This is a genomic window from Mucilaginibacter ginsenosidivorans (genome assembly GCF_007971025.1).
Lineage (GTDB): Bacteria > Bacteroidota > Bacteroidia > Sphingobacteriales > Sphingobacteriaceae > Mucilaginibacter > Mucilaginibacter ginsenosidivorans.
The window spans coordinates 4,166,897-4,185,373 of sequence record NZ_CP042436.1 but is presented as its reverse complement, the minus strand read 5'-3'; the positions used below and the strand labels follow the sequence as shown (position 1 = coordinate 4,185,373).

Sequence of the window (18,477 nt, the reverse complement as noted above, 5' to 3'; positions counted from 1 at the left end):
TTTGCACTCCAAAATAACGGTCTAAAACTATCTATGAAAAGCAAATATTACCCCTTCTTACTGTTTCTTTCCGCTATTTTACTTGTTCCGGCGGGTTTGCGCGCCCAGGCCTCTGCCGATACTGCTGCCAGGGTACTTACGCTGAGGCAATGCGTAGAATATGCCCTGAAAAACCAGCCCGTTGTGCGCCAGGCAGCTATCGACGAAGGTATTAATGAAAAAAATATAGGGATCAGCCTTTCCGACTGGCTTCCGCAGGTTACTTCTTCGGGCTTATACAATTATTATTTTAAAGGAAGCCCGGTAAGCCCGGCGAATAGCGGGACAACCGCAACCCAATCAAATATTAATAATTTCTCGAGCCTGGGCCTGCAGGCCAACCAGGTGATATATAATAATGATGTGCTGCAGGCAGCCAAGGCAGCCAAGTATTCGCGTTTGTATTACAAGCAAAATACCACCAGCAGCCAGATCAATGTGGTATCGGATGTCAGCAAGGCTTTTTTTGACGTGTTATTGTCGGAGAAACAACTGGATATATTAAAGGAAGACATTGTGCGCCTGCAACGCAGCCTTAAGGATGCTTATACCCGTTACCAGGCCGGGGTAGTTGATAAGACAGATTATAAGCAGGCAACCATCTCGCTTAATAATTCGCTCGCAAGCCGAAAACAGACCGAAGAAGCCATTAAAAGTAAAATGGCTTACCTTAAACAGATCATGGGGCTTGATGCGCAGCAGGGGTTTAGTTTATCGTACGACAGTACAAGGTACGAAGCGGAAGCTATTATCGATACCAACCAGCAACTGGACATTAATAAGCGTATCGAATACCAGCAACTACAGACGCAAAAGAATCTGCAAAATGTTAATATAAGCTATTATAAGTATGGCTTTTTGCCATCGGTTTCGGCAACAGGCGCATACAACCTGGTTTACCTGAGCCATGGTTTTTCCAATTTATACAATAATGCCTTCCCGAACGGGTATGTTGGGTTAACACTCGACCTGCCTATATTCCAGGGGGGTAAACGTTTGAAAAATCTGAGTAAGGCAAGGCTGGAAGCCGACCGGGTGGACCTGGATATTGTGAATGCAAAAAATACGATCAATACTGAATATGTGCAGGCGCTTGCAGGGTACAAAAGCAATTACGCCAATTACGATGTACTCAAACAAAATGTGAGTTTGGCTAAGGATGTTTACAATGTGGTTAGCCTGCAATATCGCGAGGGTATCAAAACTTATCTCGATGTAATAGTCGCGCAATCGGACCTGCGTACAGCCGAGCTTAATTATTACAACGCTTTATTTCAACTGCTGTCGAGTAAGATCGACCTTGAAAAAGCATTAGGCACATTGACCGTACAATAAAATTGAATATCACACAAATGAAAAGAACATACCTCTATTTATTAACCCCGATAGTAATTTCAGCCATTGTATCGTGCGGTAAAAAAAATCAACAGAACGGGGCTATGCCCCAACCCCGGTTAGTGTCGCCACGGTGACAAAGGCCGACGCCATTTATTACGATCAATACCAGGCAACGGTGGTGGCATTAAACAGCGTGGAATTGCGAAGCCAGGTTTCAGGATTTATTACCGGGATATTTTTTAAAGAGGGCGAGGTGGTACAACAGGGCAAGGAGTTATACGAAATAGACCGGCGCAAATATATAGCAGCTTACAACCAGGCACAGGCTAACTTATCAAGTGCCCAGGCCAACCTGGTGAAGGCACAGAAGGATGTTGACCGTTATACTTACCTCGAAAAAAATGATGCTGTTGCGAAACAAACTGTCGACCAGGCCGTGGCAGCATTTGAGACCAACAAAAGTGCGGTGGAGTCGGCGAAAGCGCAGGTGGCTTCAGCAAAAACAGACCTGTCCTACTCAATAATTACGGCGCCGTTCACGGGCCGTATCGGTATTTCGCAGGTAAAGCTTGGTGCGCAGGTAAGCCCCGGCACAACGCTGCTTAATACTATTTCGAGCGAGAACCCCATAGGTGTCGATTTTGTGATCGGTGAGCAGGATATCAGCCACTTTTATGATCTTCAAAAGAAAAGCACCGACTCAACCTTCAGGCTGCAGTTATCCGACGGTACAACAACCTATGGAAAATCTGGCAGGATACTGGCGATAGACAGGGGCGTTAATAACCAGACCGGTACCGTAAAAGTGAGGGTACAGTTTGCTAACCCTAAAGATGAGTTAAGGGATGGGATGAGCTGTGTGATGAAAGTGCTGAACGACCAATCGGGCGAACAGCTGATCATCCCGAACAAGGCCGTTACCGAGCAAATGGGTGAGTATTTTGTTTTTGTGAGCCAGGATACAATTGCCGTACAACATAAAATATCGGTAGGGCAGAAAATAGGGGCCAATATCATTGTACTGAAAGGTTTGCAGGAAGGGGATAAGGTAATAACCGACGGCTTCCAGCGCCTGCGCGACCATGGAAAGATCGTCCTCGGCGATCCGAATGCGCAGCAGCCCGGGCAGCAAAAACAAGGCGGGAAATAGATTATTGGTCTTAAAAGATTTAAAGAATGATTGCAGAAACCTTTATACGCAGGCCGGTTACAGCTATTGTTATCTCGTTGGTAATAGTAATTGTCGGCATTCTATCCATACTTAATCTTGCGGTGGGCCAATACCCCGAAATTACTCCGCCCACGGTTAACATTTCCACTAATTACATCGGTGCGGACGCCGTGACCGTGGAGCAAACCGTAGCGACACCCATTGAAACGCAGGTGAACGGTACACCCGGCATGACCTACCTGCAAAGTAACAGTACCAGCAACGGACAGATGAGTATGACCGTAAATTTTGAGGTTGGTACCGATATTAATATAGCAGCATTGGATGTGCAGAACCGCGTAGGGATAGCAACACCAACCTTGCCGCAGGAGGTACAGCGCCTGGGTATAACCACGCGCAAGCGGAACCCGAGCATCCTGATGCTTGTTGCTATTTACTCCCCGAATGGCAGCCATAATGTCACTTTCCTCGACAATTACACGAATATATTTGTGCGCGATGCCCTTTTGCGTGCGAAAGGTGTGGGCGACGTATTTACCCGCGCCGACGATTTTAGTATGCGGATATGGCTCAAGCCCGATAAAATGGCCTCGTTGGGTATCACTGCTGCTGATGTAACCGCGGCGCTACAGGAGCAAAATGCACAGGTATCTGCCGGTTCGGTAGGCGCCCCGCCGCAGGAGCATACGCAAACCTTTGAATTGAGCATTATTTCGCAGGGGAGGCTGGTTTCGGTAAAAGATTTTGAGAACGTCATCGTTCGTACCCAGCCGGGTACAGGGGCATTGGTGCACCTGAAAGACATAGCCCGTGTTGAACTGGGCAAATTCAATTACTCGGGTAACTCATTTGTTGATGGCAGAAGGGCTTCTTACCTGTTGGTTTACCAGGCGCCTAACAGCAATGCATTGGAAACTGCCGACAATGTTTACAAAACCATGGCCGAGCTGAAAAAGACCTTTCCAACCGGGGTTGATTACGTGGTTCCGTTCGAGGCTGTAACCGTGGTTAAAGTTTCGGTGCATGAGGTTGTTGTTACGCTCCTGATCGCGTTAACCCTGGTGATATTGGTTGTGTTCCTTTTCCTGCAAAGCTGGCGCACTACGTTAATACCTGTGCTTGCTATACCGGTCTCTATTATCGGGACATTTATTTTCTTTACGCCGTTAGGATTTACCATTAACACGCTTACCTTATTTGGATTTGTGCTGGCGATAGGTATAGTGGTGGACGATGCCATTGTGGTTGTTGAGGCCGTCCAGCATTATATGGATGAGAAGGGCATGTCGCCCAAAGAGGCCACGCAGCACGCGATGAAGGATATATCGGCGCCGGTTATAGCCATCGCACTTATTTTGGCTGCTGTGTTCGTGCCGGTTGGGTTTGTGCCAGGTATAGTTGGACGGCTATATCAGCAGTTCGCTATCACTATCGCTATTTCGGTACTGATCTCGGCTTTCGTCGCTTTATCGCTAACGCCTGCGCTTTGTACACTTATTTTAAAGCCGCGCAAGCTTGACGAGGAATCGAGAGGGCTGGATAAATTTTTCTTCAAATTCAATTGCTGGTTTGAAAGGGTGACCGGCAAGTATAAAAATGGTGTCCATCGCGGGGTTAAGAATCCGGCATTTATGGTGATCATACTGATATGCATAATAGTTGGCACCATTATGCTTTTCCTGCACGAACCTACGGGCTTTATCCCAACCGAAGACGAAGGCCGTATTTATATGACGTATGACCTTCCGGAAGCATCCTCGACCCAGCGAAGTGTGGGCAGGCTGAACCAAATGATGCACACTTTGGATAGTATACCCGAGGTAGGCCATTACGCTGCTTTGGGTGGCTTAAACGTGGTAAGCTTCTCCAGTAAATCCAACAGCGGTACTATTTTTATCCAGCTTAAGCCCTGGGATCAACGCAAAAGAACTTCGAAGGAACTGGTGCAGGTGATACAGAAAAAGATGGCTCAGTATAAAGAGGCCAGCGTGGTGGTAATACCACCGCCGGCTATACCCGGGCTGGGTACTACTGCGGGTTTCTCCTTTATTTTGGAGCAGCGGCAGGCAGGCGGCGACATTAAAAGTTTTGAAGCCGTGCTACAAAAATTTGTGGCAGCTGTTAATCAGCGACCGGAAATAGCCAGGGCGTTTACCTTTTTTACAGCCCGTACGCCTGCGATAAAATTGGTGGTCGACCGCGAGAAAGCGAAACGCATGGGTGTGTCTATTGCCGATATCAATTCAACACTGCAAACCTATATGGGTAGTGCCTTTGTGAACGACTTTACCATCTACGGCCGGAACTTTCACGTAGTGGCACAGGCCGATACCAATTACCGGACCGACATAAAGGACCTTGCACAATACTTCGTCAAAAACTCAGCAGGGCAAATGGTGCCGTTGAGCACGTTAACGTCCTACCAGACCATAGAGAATGCCCCGCTGATCTCGCACTTTAATTTATTCCGTTCAGCCGAAATAGATGGAAGTACCAACGCCGGTTACAGTAGCGGCGACGCTATTAAGGCATTACAGGAAGTAGCCGCACAGACTTTACCGCAGGGTTTCGGCTATGAATTTTCTGGTTTGAGCCGCGAGGAAATTTTATCCGGTTCAAAAACGGTTTACATATTTATGCTTTCTGTAGGATTCGTGTTCCTTTTCCTGGCGGCGCTTTATGAAAGCTGGTCGGTGCCGTTTTCCGTTTTGCTGGCCGTGCCGCTTGGCGCATTCGGGGCAATAGTAGCGTTGACCCTGAATACATCGTTCCTCTTCACCGACCTAAATAATAATATTTATGCCCAGATCGGTTTGATAACGCTCATAGGACTCGCGGCGAAGAACGCTATCCTGATCGTCGAATTTGCCAAGGAACGCGTGGACAGGGGTATGGAACTGGAACAAGCCACGCTCGAAGCAGTACGATTGCGTTTGCGGCCGATCATTATGACCTCCCTTGCGTTTATTTTGGGAGTAGGTCCTTTACTTGTAGCAACCGGTGCGGGCGCAATAGCACGTAAGACCATCGGTTGGACGGTATTTGGCGGGATGGTGACTGCAACTTCGCTTGCGATCTTCATTGTACCCGTATTATTCTACCTGATAACCCGCTTCGCTTACGGAAAGGAAAAGCTGGCCGAGCTACAGAAAAATTATAAGCCCGACCCGACGGAAGACTCTCACATATAATATGATGTTAATATAAGCCCCGCAAGGGGCTTTTTTATTTGACAATTGGTCCATAAACATTGGCTCACCCTTTGGTTATTGAAAAAAATGCCTTGCAAATAGGGCAAAAATTCCTGCTAAATGCTACAAAAATTAGTTTAGGGTGGTATTTGGGCCTGCTTCTTTACATCCTGTAGATCGCATACATACATGGCCGGCTGGCTACCTGTCAAATCGATTGATTAACAATAATTTAACACGGTACTTAATTATTGTTTCGATTAAGAAATTAAACCTCAGGAAGAAAAAATATCTTAGAAACTGGCATGGTGGCAAAATATTTGTTCAATGGGGGTACATAATATCTTATTTACTAACAAATAGAACTAACAACAATGAAAAACAGAATCAAACTAATAGCTATAGCTGCGACTGCCGTAACTATTTTCTTCGCGAGTAATGTTAAAGCTCAGACCACCCCACCGAGCGTATGGCGTTTTGGTGTAGGAATTGAAGGTGGTATACCAACAGGCAATGCCCATGACATTTCGAATTTTGAATTAGGTGGAACTGCCCGCCTGCAATATGGTTTAAGCAAAAACCTGGCTTTAACACTTACATCAGGTTATTATAACTTCTTCGGTAAAACGTACACAACCACGTTTACCGATGCGACCTCAACTACTACTGTTTCTGTAAAGGGTCGTTCGCTGGGTATGATACCTGTTAAAGCCGGTGTTAAAGGCTTCTTCACTGACAATCTTTATATCGGTGGCGAGGTAGGTGCCGGATTTGAGGTGCATCCGATAGTAGAGGGCGGCGAGAAGGACACCAAATTGATACTTTCTCCTGCGATCGGCTGGGCCAATAAGACCTGGGATGTGGGCGTAAGGTATGAAAACTTCTCGGGTCAAAGCAATAATTATGGTACCGTAGCATTACGTTTAGCCTATGGCTTTCCTATCAAATAATAGCAGGCTAAAAACACAAAAAAACCTCCGTAATAAATTGCGGAGGTTTTTTTATGGATTAGAAAATGAGTAATTAACTCAGTTTCCCAAGCGCCTCTTTGATGCGTTTTAAAGCTTCCACCAACTTGTCTTCGGCTGCTGCATACGACATGCGGATAGACTTTGGATCGCCGAACGAATCGCCGCCCACGGTAGCCACGTGGCCCTCTTCCAACAGGTAAAGGCTTAGTTCGTCCGCGTCATTGATAGTTCTCCCGTTGTAGCTTTTACCAAAGAACGAGGTAACATTCGGGAAGAAATAGAATGCGCCCTCGGGCAAATTGGTTTTGATGCCGGGAATATCTTTTAACAAACCGTAAACCAGGTCGCGGCGCTTCCTGAACTGCTCGCGCATTTTCAAAACGCTTTCCAGCCCGCCTTCGCTTGCGGCTACACCGGCTTTTTGCGTAATGGAGCAGGTACCCGAAGTGATCTGTCCCTGCATTTTGTCGCAGGCGGCCGCGATTTCCTTGTTGGATGCGGTATAACCTATACGCCAACCGGTCATGGCAAAGGCTTTTGAAAAGCCGTTGATGATGATAACACGGTCCTTAATGCTGTCGAATTGAGCAATAGATTCATGTTTGTCAACAAAGTTGATATGCTCATATATTTCATCGGAGATAATATAAACTTCCGGATGTTTTTCAAATACTTTCGCCAGGCCCTCCAGTTCGCTTTTGTTGTAAACGCTGCCGGTAGGGTTGCACGGAGACGAGAACATGAAAAGTTTTGTTTTTGGGGTGATGGCAGCTTCCAACTGCTCCGGCGTAATTTTGAAATCATTTTCAACGGTCGAATCGATAAATACGCTTTTGCCATCGGCTAATTTCACCACTTCCGAATACGACACCCAGTAAGGGGTGGGGATGATAACTTCTTCGCCGGGATTAACCAGGCACAGAACAGCATTAGCAATGGCCTGCTTCGCGCCTGTCGACACTACGATCTGGCTGAAATCGTAATCCAGGCCATTCTCGTTCTTCAGCTTGGCAGCAATAGCCTTTCGCAGTTCAGGGTATCCTGAAACAGGAGTGTAGTAGGTGAAATTCTCATCCATAGCCTTTTTCGCGGCTTCCTTCACATAGTCAGGTGTATGAAAATCCGGTTCGCCAAAACTGAGGCTGATCACATCAACACCTTTTGCGGCAAGCTCACGGCCCAGTTTGGCCATTTTAATGGTTGCCGACTCTGCAAGGTTATTGATTCTGTTACTTAATGCGGTCATAATTGATTTTTTATCCGGGCGCAAATATAGAAAAGTCTTTACTCATAAGCCCGTGATGCACGGGCATTTCCCTATTTTTATAATTTTTATAATCAACGTCACTATAGAGACCGTGCTTTTGCTGATTTTTCAATTTTCCCCTTATAGCCGACACTTACAGTAAAAAAATCGCGATTGATACAACATCAGTCAACATGAGATGCAAACCGGCCAGTTTTCAGATTTTTTTAGCATCCACACAAATAGGCACTTTTTTATGGTTAACACATTTTAAGGAAAAATTGACTTAATTTCTTGATAATCAATGTTTTAAAAAGAAAAATTTCAAAAATGTGTTAACCATGTTAACCTTGGTTATTAATTAAAGTAACTGTTGAATGTCCGCGGTGGAGCATCTGCTTTAAGACCGGGTACCCGGCACTTTCAATTATCGCCTGCCTACTTCTAAATGTTATTCCTAAATTTGGCGGCTAATCGCTAAAAGCTTTGCTACAGCAAAAACGAATCATACTACTGGCGCTGGTTACCGGTCTTATACTGATGATAGCCAAATTTGGCGCGTACCTCATCACGTCATCCAATTTCGTACTGACAGATGCCGTAGAAAGCATCGTAAACGTTTTTGCCAGCTCCTTCGCCTTTTATAGTATTTACCTCGCATCGCTTCCGCGGGACGAAAACCACCCTTACGGGCATGGGAAAGTGGAATTCTTTTCCGCATTTATCGAAGGCGCATTAATAAGTATCGCCGGGATAGGCATCCTGATCAAGTCGACTTACAATATCTTTTATCATTACCAGGTACACGACCTGCTGACCGGTGCGTATATTATCGGGGCCACGGGTATTGTAAACGGCGCACTTGGGTTTTACATGATAAAAAAGGGCAAGCACTTCCGTTCGCTTACCATCGAGGCCGACGGACGGCACCTGATAACTGATATGGTAACCAGTATTGGCCTGGTAGCCGGTTTGTTGCTTATTTATTTTACTAAGATCGATATCCTTGATAGTATACTGTCCATATTGGTTGCGTTTTACATCCTTTATACGGGTTACAAACTGATCAGGAAATCTGTTTCCGGTTTAATGGACGAAGCAGATTTTGAAGTGGTTAAAGAGGTGCTGGCCATTCTGAATGACAAGCGAAGGGACGAATGGATCGATTTTCACAATTTCAGGGCCCAAAAGTATGGTAACGAGCTGCACATCGACTGTCACCTTACGCTGCCCAGCTACTTCGACCTGAACAAGGTGCATGAAGAGGTGTCATTGGTTGACAGGCTTATTAATAAGGAAGCAAGCGTTAAAACAGAGTTCTTTATTCATACCGATCCATGTGTGCCCCAATGCTGTTATTATTGTAATATGCCAAACTGCCCCATACGGTCGGAGGCAAAAACAACTGATATCACCTGGACGATGGAAAACATTACCCGTAATAAAAAGCACTTCGAATAATGTATCAATTCAACGTACGCGTATATGGCTTGCTTATTAATGAACAAAATCAGGTGTTGATAAGCGATGAACAGGAATACGGTATGCAATTCACCAAATTCCCGGGTGGTGGGCTTGAGTATGGCGAAGGCCTGATAGAGGGATTAAAGCGCGAATTTGTGGAAGAATGCAATGTCGAAGTGGAGGTTATCAGCCATTTCTATACGACAGATTTTTTTGTAAGATCGGCTTTTAACGATTCGCAGATCATCAGTGTTTATTATTTGGTGAAAAGCCTGTCCCCTTTAAATTTAATGTTCAAAACTGTTCAGTTTGATTTTGACGGCGAAGGTGAGATACTGCAATCGTTCCGCTGGGTCGATCTGGCTAAACTGTCAGAAGAGGATGTAACTTTCCCGACCGATAAACATGTAGTAAAACTGCTGATAAATAATATATGAGTCTTATTGAAAGGGATCTGAGTGTAGTTTGGCACCCATATACCCAAATGAAAACTGCTGCACCCCCTATTCCCATCGTTAGGGGTGAAGGGGCATGTTTGTATGATGAAAACGGAAAATGTTACATTGACGCGGTGTCGTCGTGGTGGGTTAATATACATGGGCATGCGCATCCGTACATTGCCCAAAAGGTAGCCGAACAGCTTAACATGCTAGAGCATGTAATCTTCGCCGGTTTTACGCACGAACCAGCGGTGGAACTGGCTGAGCGCGTGTTAAAAATACTTCCGCAAAACCAGGCAAAAGTATTTTATTCGGACAATGGCTCCACTGCCGTTGAGGTCGCCATCAAAATGTGTTTGCAATACTGGCACAACCAGGGCGTTCAGCGGACTAAGATACTGGCCTTAAAAAATGCTTACCACGGAGATACTTTCGGTGCTATGGCAGTAAGTGGTCGCAGCGCGTTTACTGCGGCGTTTGATAGCCTGTTGTTTGAAGTTGAATTTATTGATTTGCCCAACGATTCCAATATTCAAACCCTCAAATCTCAAATCTCAAATCTCAAATCTAACCTTGCCTGTTTCATTTTCGAACCACTGGTACAAGGGGCCGGTGGGATGCTGATGTACGAGGCAAAGTATTTAGATGAATTGATGGCACATTGCCGCAAGGAAGGTGTGTTGATGATAGCAGACGAAGTATTTACCGGCTTTGGCCGTACGGGTAAGGCCTTCGCATGTGATCATTTGACTACCCGCCCGGATATTATGTGCTTTTCGAAAGGGCTTACCGGCGGTACGATGGCAATGGGTTTAACCACTTGTGCGCAATCAATTTATGATGCCTTTCTCTCGGATGATAAGCTGAAAACATTGTTTCACGGGCATTCCTACACAGCAAACCCGGTAACATGTTCGGCTGCCCTTGCAAGTATGGATCTGTTTATAGCTGATTCGACGAAAAAGAATATTGAACGGATAGTGACCCGGCACGAGCAGTTTGCAGCGCGGATAAAAGATCATCCTAAGATCAGAGTTACACGCCAGACCGGTACAATATTAGCAATGGAATGGGAGACAGGGTCGGATACGTCGTATTTCAATTCGCTTCGGGATAAACTATATAACTATTTCCTGGATGCCGGAATTATTTTGCGGCCGCTTGGGAATATCCTGTACATTTTACCTCCATATTGCATCACCGACGATCAGCTCGACTATATTTACGGCAAAATTGAAAGTGCCCTTGAAGAATTATGAGTATGGAATTTGATCAGTTACTACCAAAAATTATAAATGATAATACACTCCACGCACGTTGGCTGAATACCCTTTCGTTGATGGAAAACACGGGCGCCCGCAAGATATCAGCCTGCGAGGACCCGGAAACGGTCACCTATATTATTCTTAAACATGCAGCAGAAGAGCATAGGCACGCTTTTTACCTGAAAAAACAAATAGAAAAAACAGGTGCAGCCTGTCCTACTTATTCATCCGATTATCTATTAGCTCCAGCCAGCAGCAGGCATTACCTAAACCAGCTTGATGTGGATGTGTGCCGTTATCTTAAAAATGAACTCGGTTTAAAAGGAAAAGAATTGCGTTTTGCCGCTTATCTTTTGGTTACCTATGCCATTGAAGTGCGGGCCGATGAACTTTACCCGGTTTACCAGGAAGCATTGGACAAGGCATTGAGCAAAATAAATGTCAAATCGATCATCCTGGAGGAAGAGGGGCATCTGGAAGAAATGATCAATCAGCTAAAAACATTCTCACCCGACTGGCAATTACATGCTGATAAAGCTGTGGAAATGGAAAGCAGGCTGTTCCATCAATGGATAAGCCAGCTGGCAACCGCACTTAACTAAAGCAGAAAGGCCCCGGATTCCGGGGCCTTTCATTATTTCAGAGAGTTATATATTATTGTCCACCGCGCGACATGGCTTCCAGATCGTCTTTTGTTATTTTATCAAACGATGGATCGATACCGAACGTACCCTTTGGCGCCTTGGCATCAGTAATAGCGGTAACCGTTACAGAAGCCTCCTGGCCCTGCTGGAAGGCTGTATACTGAACTGGCGTTCCACCTATGGCGCTGTAGTATTTAGGAATAGCCGATGTCGGTATAGTAACATCGTTGGTTATCCAGATGTCATAGGTCTTTTTGCTCTTGTCGTCGGTAGCTACAACTTTTTTGCAGTTGAAACCTGATATCTGTTTGGTTTCGGTTCCCGGAGCGAAGGTAAAAGTAGGCATACTGCTCATCAACTGGTCTATTTCATCAGGCGTATAAATAGCAGCTTTCTTTACATTGAATGCCGATACATCGACTACTACAGCTAAATATTTGTAATTGGCATCAGCAAGGAGTTTAATCTTGGCCGGGCCCGCTTCAAACGTGGTTGCCTGGGAATCGGGCCTGAAATATTCGGTTATCGTCACAGGCTGGCCGCGCATATCGGTGCTGTAAGTAACAGTTCCCTCAGTATAGTTTTTTTGTGCGCTGGCATTCATAAATGTTGCTGACAGGGCAATGCCAAGAACGGCACTTAAAAGTTTAATTTTCATCGGTTTTATTTGTTTTAAAATGATAATGGAATTGCCAGAAGCAGGTGTTTTTTATCGCCCCTGGCAGTTTCATGGTTTATACTTTGTTTGTTACAATTTAAACATTTTAATTATTAGGGTGCAAATATTTTTGCTCATTATTTAATATATCAATTAGATACGAAGGTAACCGATTTGTTACGGCCGGGCATAATGTAATTTACGTGTAAAGCTGCGGCCTCATTTTGTAGCCTGGTTATCAATGAATTGGAATTACTGCCGTCTATGACTAAAATTTTGTAATGAAGATCCTTAAGAGATACTATATCGGTTGGCGGATCATACATTAAATACAGGTAATCAATCGCCAAATCTTCGGGTGGCTTTGAATATTGAAGTTGTTTGTTGCAGATCAGAATGGTTTTGTCGTCGAACTGAATGTAGTTGCCGTTCTTTACGAGATATTTGGTCACGGTATCAGAACCTGGCCGAAGTATTTTCCGTGCATCCACCTGGCAGCTATCCAAATAACGCTGAACCGAATACCTGTAAACTTTATCCGTGTCGGCAAGGTCAGTGAGTATCACCGCCGTGTTACCCTTCTTAAACACTATGCCGGTATGCTTGCGCAGCGCAAGGAACGTAATTTCATCTGTCGACAGGTTATTCAACCTTTTCAAACTAATACTTACCGAAAGCATAAGCATTGAAATGAGCGTTAGCTTTAACAACCACACTTTGCGATCGTACATATAATAAAACAGCGCAATGATAATAACGTATAGCAGGCCGTATTCCAGGGGTGTGATCCATATACGGTTGACGGTAGCGAACGGTGCATGTTCGATCAAAGTGAGCCCTTTATTCATCACCAGGATGGACTTCTCCAGAACGAAACCCAATGTCCCGCCCAAAAATGGTACAGCGCCAAGGATCATATAAGCAAAGCCCGTGTACATAATTACGGCCACAGGAATAATGATAAACAGGTTGCTAACCAGAAAATAGACCGGGAACTGGTGGAAATAAAATGCGCTTAATGGAAAAGTGATAACCTGCGCGGCGATCGATACCGAACACAGGCCCCACAATTTATCGGCCCATTTATGTTTAAAGTCGAACCATTTATAAACAATGGGCTGAAAGATGACAAGACCGGATACCGCGAGATATGATAACTGGAAACCGACGTCAACAATAAATAATGGATCATATAACAACAGGAAAAAGGCAGATGCTGCTAATATGTTCAGGGTGCTGATATTACGGCTGTAAGTTTTACCTATGATAACCATGGATATCATAACCGCGGCGCGGCAAACAGCCGGCGAAAAACCGGTGATCATGGCATAATACCATATGATCAGGATAATCAACGACGCTTTGATCGTTCTGCCGTACTTAAACCGGTTTAGAAAACCAAACAGGAATTCGAGCATAATAAATAGCAGCGCAACGTGCGCCCCCGAAACAGAAAGCACATGGATGGTACCGGTTTTAGAATAAGCCTGCAATACATCATTGCTCAGGTCGGCTTTATAGCCTAATATAAGAGTAGAGGCCACGGCAATGGCACCGGGATCGTGCATATTCGCCCGGAATTTTTCCACCAGGTATTGCCGTTGCCGTAGCGAAAAAGCGATGAGAGGATTGCCGGTGTTTCTCCTTAGTAAACAGTATTGCCCTGGAAACAGGTATTCCTGGTAATGGATATTCTCGTTGGAAAGGTATTTTTTATAATTGAACTCGGCGGGGTTTAAAGGCGGACCTACCACGCGGTACGCAGCCGGAATTATAAGTTCGTCGCCATAGTACAGGTTACCGGCCAGACTGTCTTTGATGGAGATAAGCAGGTTCCCGCTTACGGCAAATTGCTTGCCACCGATTACGATTTTATGAACGATGGCCGTAAACCTGACGGTACCATTGTTTGCCTTTGGCTCGTTGCTGATCTTTACAATGAGCCTATCGGCCTGTTTTTTCGAAAAATGGTCTGTTTTATTTAGCTCGTTATAATTGCTAAAGCATATCCATCCGGCAAAAAAGAGAATGATATGCAACAACGACCCGCCTATCCACCTGCGTTTATAGATATTCAGCGGCCGGTACAAAAAATTTAAACAAATAAACAGGAGAGAGGCAATTGTAAACGCAATTACCGGTAACAGGATAGCTGCGTTCGGGCAAAAGTTTAGCCCGCAGGCAATGCCGGCAATAAAAGGGATAAGGAATACGACAAACGGAATTTCGCCTTTGTGAGCGGCTATCATACCGGTTAAAGATATGATTTTTCAGGTTGTGATATAGCTTAAGAAGAAGCTTTGAAAGCTGATAACGGCAGTATCCGGTAAAATCTGTAAAATCCCGGGATAGTGTTATAGCTGTTCGCGGACTTCGAGCAGGAATTTCTTGATGTTCTCGAGTGCGTCAATTACACGCTGATTTTCCTTGGCATCACCCATGTTTTTCTTTAAATGGTCCTTAGCGCCATTCAAAGTGTATCCTTTTTCCTTTATCAAATGGAAAATGATACGCAGGTGTTCAATATCTTCAGGGGTAAAATAACGGTTTCCCTTTTTGTTCTTCTTGGGCTGAAGTACATCAAATTCCTTCTCATAAAACCTGATCAGCGACTGATTTACATCAAAAATCGCGGCAACTTCACCCATGGTATAGTACATCTTGCTGATCTCGTGTTCTTTATACGGCATGTCTCAAATGTAATTATCTTTCGCGTTTATACGAGGTAACGTTTCTAAAGTTCTGCAAATTACTAAAATGTGGAAAACTTGTTACGACAGGTAATTGTCAGTGATTTAATGGATTACGGCTGGTGTGGAAAATAGATGTTACAAATTCCTTTTTATTCGGGTCATCAACCCAGTAAATTACAAGGTAAGGGAAAATCTTTAAAGCGGTTGTTCGTAACTCCTGTTGATACTGACCGGGAAATGAAAAGGGTTGGTTTCAATTAGTGTTAAATAGTGGTTGACTTCGTCGAATAATCTATCGCCAAGCCCGTCTTGCTTTTCGTTATACCACTCGTACGCTTCAGACAATTCATCTTCAGCCTGAGCGAGTAATTCAACATCAAACACCTTTATAGTCTTGTTTTATTTGGCTCCAGGGGCATGATGTTGTTTTGCCGCTCAGAAAATCGGCTTTACGTTTTATCATTTCCTGTACATCAGCATCTGACAATGCGTAATCATCATTTTCTGTACGGTATTGATAACTTAAACTGTCCAGGAATGCTAAAAGCACCTTTTTTTCCTGGTCATTCTGAATGTCAATTTTCAATGCTTCCATTATTAACAAATTTAGTGATTAATTCCGGTTCGGACAATAATTCTATCTTTGCACCCTATGATGACCGCTTCCGAAATACGTAAGGCTTTTCTTGATTTTTTTGCTTCCAAAGGACACCAGATTGTGCCCTCAGCGCCTATTGTTGTTAAAAACGATCCTACATTGATGTTCACCAATGCGGGTATGAACCAGTTTAAGGATATTTTTTTGGGCGAGGCGCCGGCGAAATACAAGCGTGTGGCGGATACGCAGCGCTGTTTGCGTGTTTCGGGCAAACATAACGACCTGGAGGAAGTAGGTATTGATACCTATCACCACACCATGTTCGAGATGCTGGGCAACTGGAGCTTTGGCGACTACTTTAAAAAAGAGGCCATTGAATGGAGTTGGGAACTGCTTACCGATGTATATAAGATAGACAAGGACCGGCTGTACGTTACCATTTTTGAAGGCGACGAAAAGGAGGGCCTGCCAAAGGACCAGGAGGCTTATGATTACTGGAAACAATACGTGCCCGAAGACCATATCCTTTTAGGCAATAAAAAAGATAATTTTTGGGAGATGGGCGAGACCGGCCCCTGCGGACCGTGTTCCGAGATCCATTATGATAATCGCACAGACGAAGAGCGGCAGAAGGTTAGCGGCGCAACCTTGGTTAATGCCGACGATCCGCAGGTGATAGAAATATGGAACAATGTATTCATGCAGTTTAACCGCCTGAAGGATGGTTCATTACAGCCCCTGCCTGCCAAGCATGTGGATACGGGGATGGGTTTTGAACGCCTGGTGCGTGTGCTGCAGCGCAAATCATCTAATTATGATACGGATGTTTTTCAGCAGCTGATCCAATTCATAGCTGAAAAAAGCAAGAAAACTTATAACAGCTCCGGCATACCGGGTGACACAGATTGGAACACTGCCGTAGCCATGCGTGTATTGGCCGACCACGTTCGCGCGGTTAGTTTTACCATTGCCGACGGACAGTTGCCATCCAATAACAAAGCTGGTTATGTGATACGCCGTATCCTGCGCAGAGCTGTCAGGTACCAATATCAATACCTGGGTTTCAAAGAGCCTTTCCTGAATACGTTAGTGCCGATATTAGCGGGACAGTTTAAAGGGGTGTTTGATGAATTGTGGAGTCAAAAGGACTTTGTGCAGAGAGTAGTATTAGAGGAAGAAACAGCTTTTTTGAGGACATTAGAGCAAGGCATAAAAAAATTCGAAGAATATACCACCGTCAATCGACAAGGTTCTAACTCAGCTGCAGTTTATCGTGATGCTGATGTCATACAAAGCTTAAGGAATGAATTGGATGGAAAATTCGCATTTGAATTATCAGATACTTATGGTTTCCCTATTGATTTAACAGAGCTAATGACGCGTGAAATAGGGTGGACAGTTGATATGGAGGGCTTCAACCAGGCCCTCGCCGAACAAAAAAACCGCTCCCGTGCAGCAACCGCCATCGACACCGGCGACTGGGTGATAGTAAAAGATGACGACTCAATAGCGTTTACAGGCTATGATGAGCTGGAAACTATTTCGCATATTACCAAATACCGCAAGGTAAGCGCGAAGGGTAAAGAGCAGTATCAAATTGTACTGGATAAAACGCCTTTTTATGCAGAAAGCGGCGGACAGGTAGGGGATACCGGTCAACTGGTTTTCCCGGACGGGGAGATCATACAGGTGACGGACACCAAAAAAGAGAATGCCCTGATCGTTCATTTCGTGGATAATATGCCGTCTGACAAAGCCATTGGCGATGCATTGACGGCCATTGTCGACCCGGAAAGGCGCAACAGCATACAGGAAAACCACTCGGCTACGCACTTGTTGCACGCCGCGCTGAAACAGGTTTTGGGCAGCCACGTTAATCAAAAAGGCTCATTAGTAAATAATGAATACCTGCGCTTCGACTTCTCCCATTTCGCCAAAGTAACCGATGAGGAACTCGCCCGGATTGAAGCTATTGTGAATGAAAAAGTACGCGAAAATATCCCATTAAAGGAAGAACGCAATGTGGCCTACCAGGTTGCCATCACCAGCGGTGTTACAGCTTTATTTGGAGAAAAATATGGCGAATATGTACGCGTCATTACTTTTGACGATGCTTTCTCGAAAGAACTTTGCGGGGGCACTCATGTAAAAGCCACCGGGCAGATCGGCTATTTCAAGATCATATCCGAAAGTGCTGTTGCCGCCGGCGTTCGCCGTGTCGAGGCCATTACGGGCATTGGTGCCGAGAACTACATCAACGAACAAAGCAAACTGATCCATCAGCTTAAAGAGCTGCTGAAAAATCCAAAGGATATCGGCAAAAGCATCGAAACCTTGCTTGAAGAGAATAATAAGCTAAAAAAAGAACTCGAAAAGTCGGTTTTGGAAAAATCATCTGGTTTAAAAAATGAACTGGCTAAAAAAGTGCAGGACATCAATGGCATTAGTTTTATAGCCGAAAAGGTGACCTTACCCAATGCTGACGCGGTAAAAAACCTGGCGTACCAGCTAAAGGATATCGTTCCGAACCTGTTCCTGGTTTTGGGGGCTGATATAGAGGGAAAACCGAACCTTACGGTTATGATCTCCGAGAACCTGGTGAAGGATAAAGGTCTCAACGCCGGCAACATTATTCGCGAACTGGCCAAAGAGATACAGGGCGGCGGCGGCGGTCAGCCGTTTTATGCCACGGCAGGTGGTAAGGATGTGAGCGGACTTGACAAAGCGCTGGAAAAGGCAAAGGATTTTATCAAATAATA

General features: G+C 44.9%; 14 protein-coding genes. 9 read left to right on the top strand and 5 right to left on the bottom strand.

Annotation, left to right across the window (positions count from 1 at the left end; all coding sequences use genetic code 11):
• Nucleotides 1-33 precede the first annotated feature (33 nt).
• The 4 genes from FRZ54_RS19090 to FRZ54_RS19075 all read left to right on the top strand — a co-directional run bounded on the left by FRZ54_RS19090 (nucleotide 34) and on the right by FRZ54_RS19075 (nucleotide 6,689).
• Nucleotides 34-1,374 (top strand): TolC family protein, encoded by a 1,341-nt coding sequence (locus FRZ54_RS19090; RefSeq protein WP_147033418.1) that lies wholly within the window; start codon nucleotides 34-36, stop codon nucleotides 1,372-1,374.
• Between the two features lie 133 nt (nucleotides 1,375-1,507).
• Nucleotides 1,508-2,527, top strand: coding sequence for an efflux RND transporter periplasmic adaptor subunit (locus FRZ54_RS19085; protein ID WP_228462540.1), 1,020 nt, complete (start codon nucleotides 1,508-1,510; stop codon nucleotides 2,525-2,527).
• Nucleotides 2,528-2,553: 26 nt separating this feature from the next.
• A complete protein-coding gene (locus FRZ54_RS19080; protein ID WP_147033417.1) occupies nucleotides 2,554-5,739 on the top strand; it encodes an efflux RND transporter permease subunit in 3,186 nt (1,061 codons plus the stop codon).
• A 374-nt stretch (nucleotides 5,740-6,113) separates the two neighbouring features.
• Nucleotides 6,114-6,689 (top strand): hypothetical protein, encoded by a 576-nt coding sequence (locus tag FRZ54_RS19075; RefSeq protein ID WP_147033416.1) that lies wholly within the window; start codon nucleotides 6,114-6,116, stop codon nucleotides 6,687-6,689.
• 73 nt (nucleotides 6,690-6,762) lie between these two features.
• Here the strand turns inward: FRZ54_RS19075 and FRZ54_RS19070 are convergent, their stop codons facing one another.
• A complete protein-coding gene (locus tag FRZ54_RS19070; RefSeq protein WP_187359674.1) occupies nucleotides 6,763-7,956 on the bottom strand; it encodes a pyridoxal phosphate-dependent aminotransferase in 1,194 nt (397 codons plus the stop codon).
• Between the two features lie 486 nt (nucleotides 7,957-8,442).
• On the opposite strand from FRZ54_RS19070, the gene FRZ54_RS19065 reads away from it, so the two are divergent.
• The 4 genes from FRZ54_RS19065 to FRZ54_RS19050 all read left to right on the top strand — a co-directional run bounded on the left by FRZ54_RS19065 (nucleotide 8,443) and on the right by FRZ54_RS19050 (nucleotide 11,727).
• The gene (locus tag FRZ54_RS19065; protein ID WP_147033415.1) at nucleotides 8,443-9,417 is read left to right on the top strand and encodes a cation diffusion facilitator family transporter; all 975 of its coding nucleotides are present in this window, start codon (nucleotides 8,443-8,445) and stop codon (nucleotides 9,415-9,417) included.
• Complete coding sequence (locus FRZ54_RS19060) at nucleotides 9,417-9,857, top strand: NUDIX domain-containing protein (protein ID WP_147033414.1); 441 nt, start codon at nucleotides 9,417-9,419, stop codon at nucleotides 9,855-9,857. The genes FRZ54_RS19065 and FRZ54_RS19060 overlap by 1 nt, the downstream gene beginning before the upstream one ends.
• Complete coding sequence (gene bioA, locus FRZ54_RS19055; RefSeq protein ID WP_147033413.1) at nucleotides 9,854-11,119, top strand: adenosylmethionine--8-amino-7-oxononanoate transaminase; 1,266 nt, start codon at nucleotides 9,854-9,856, stop codon at nucleotides 11,117-11,119. The genes FRZ54_RS19060 and bioA overlap by 4 nt, the downstream gene beginning before the upstream one ends.
• A gap of 80 nt (nucleotides 11,120-11,199) precedes the next feature.
• Entirely contained in the window at nucleotides 11,200-11,727 is a 528-nt protein-coding gene (locus FRZ54_RS19050; protein WP_317131593.1) for a hypothetical protein, read from the top strand.
• Nucleotides 11,728-11,779: 52 nt separating this feature from the next.
• On the opposite strand, the gene FRZ54_RS19045 is transcribed toward FRZ54_RS19050, so the two are convergent.
• The 4 genes from FRZ54_RS19045 to FRZ54_RS19030 form a co-directional block, all read right to left on the bottom strand.
• The gene (locus FRZ54_RS19045; protein ID WP_147033412.1) at nucleotides 11,780-12,427 is read right to left on the bottom strand and encodes a hypothetical protein; all 648 of its coding nucleotides are present in this window, start codon (nucleotides 12,425-12,427) and stop codon (nucleotides 11,780-11,782) included.
• A 149-nt stretch (nucleotides 12,428-12,576) separates the two neighbouring features.
• On the bottom strand, nucleotides 12,577-14,676 hold the full coding sequence (locus FRZ54_RS19040) for a ComEC/Rec2 family competence protein (protein WP_147033411.1): 2,100 nt from the start codon (nucleotides 14,674-14,676) through the stop codon (nucleotides 12,577-12,579).
• Nucleotides 14,677-14,781: 105 nt separating this feature from the next.
• Entirely contained in the window at nucleotides 14,782-15,117 is a 336-nt protein-coding gene (locus FRZ54_RS19035; RefSeq protein WP_147033410.1) for a MerR family transcriptional regulator, read from the bottom strand.
• A 379-nt stretch (nucleotides 15,118-15,496) separates the two neighbouring features.
• The gene (locus FRZ54_RS19030; RefSeq protein ID WP_147033409.1) at nucleotides 15,497-15,715 is read right to left on the bottom strand and encodes a hypothetical protein; all 219 of its coding nucleotides are present in this window, start codon (nucleotides 15,713-15,715) and stop codon (nucleotides 15,497-15,499) included.
• Nucleotides 15,716-15,775: 60 nt separating this feature from the next.
• Here FRZ54_RS19030 and alaS point away from each other — a divergent pair, with 60 nt between their 5' ends.
• Complete coding sequence (alaS, locus tag FRZ54_RS19025) at nucleotides 15,776-18,475, top strand: alanine--tRNA ligase (RefSeq protein WP_147034541.1); 2,700 nt, start codon at nucleotides 15,776-15,778, stop codon at nucleotides 18,473-18,475.
• Nucleotides 18,476-18,477 lie beyond the last annotated feature (2 nt).

Excerpts from the sequence above, each read along its gene's own strand:
- FRZ54_RS19090 (WP_147033418.1), top strand. The coding sequence starts at position 34 with ATGAAAAGCAAATATTACCCCTTCTTACTGTTTCTTTCCGCTATTTTA.
- FRZ54_RS19080 (WP_147033417.1), top strand. The coding sequence starts at position 2,554 with ATGATTGCAGAAACCTTTATACGCAGGCCGGTTACAGCTATTGTTATC.
- FRZ54_RS19075 (WP_147033416.1), top strand. The coding sequence starts at position 6,114 with ATGAAAAACAGAATCAAACTAATAGCTATAGCTGCGACTGCCGTAACT.
- FRZ54_RS19070 (WP_187359674.1), bottom strand. The coding sequence starts at position 7,956 with ATGACCGCATTAAGTAACAGAATCAATAACCTTGCAGAGTCGGCAACC.
- FRZ54_RS19060 (WP_147033414.1), top strand. The coding sequence starts at position 9,417 with ATGTATCAATTCAACGTACGCGTATATGGCTTGCTTATTAATGAACAA.
- bioA (WP_147033413.1), top strand. The coding sequence starts at position 9,854 with ATGAGTCTTATTGAAAGGGATCTGAGTGTAGTTTGGCACCCATATACC.
- FRZ54_RS19050 (WP_317131593.1), top strand. The coding sequence starts at position 11,200 with ATGGAAAACACGGGCGCCCGCAAGATATCAGCCTGCGAGGACCCGGAA.
- FRZ54_RS19045 (WP_147033412.1), bottom strand. The coding sequence starts at position 12,427 with ATGAAAATTAAACTTTTAAGTGCCGTTCTTGGCATTGCCCTGTCAGCA.
- FRZ54_RS19040 (WP_147033411.1), bottom strand. The coding sequence starts at position 14,676 with ATGATAGCCGCTCACAAAGGCGAAATTCCGTTTGTCGTATTCCTTATC.
- FRZ54_RS19035 (WP_147033410.1), bottom strand. The coding sequence starts at position 15,117 with ATGCCGTATAAAGAACACGAGATCAGCAAGATGTACTATACCATGGGT.
- FRZ54_RS19030 (WP_147033409.1), bottom strand. The coding sequence starts at position 15,715 with ATGGAAGCATTGAAAATTGACATTCAGAATGACCAGGAAAAAAAGGTG.
- alaS (WP_147034541.1), top strand. The coding sequence starts at position 15,776 with ATGACCGCTTCCGAAATACGTAAGGCTTTTCTTGATTTTTTTGCTTCC.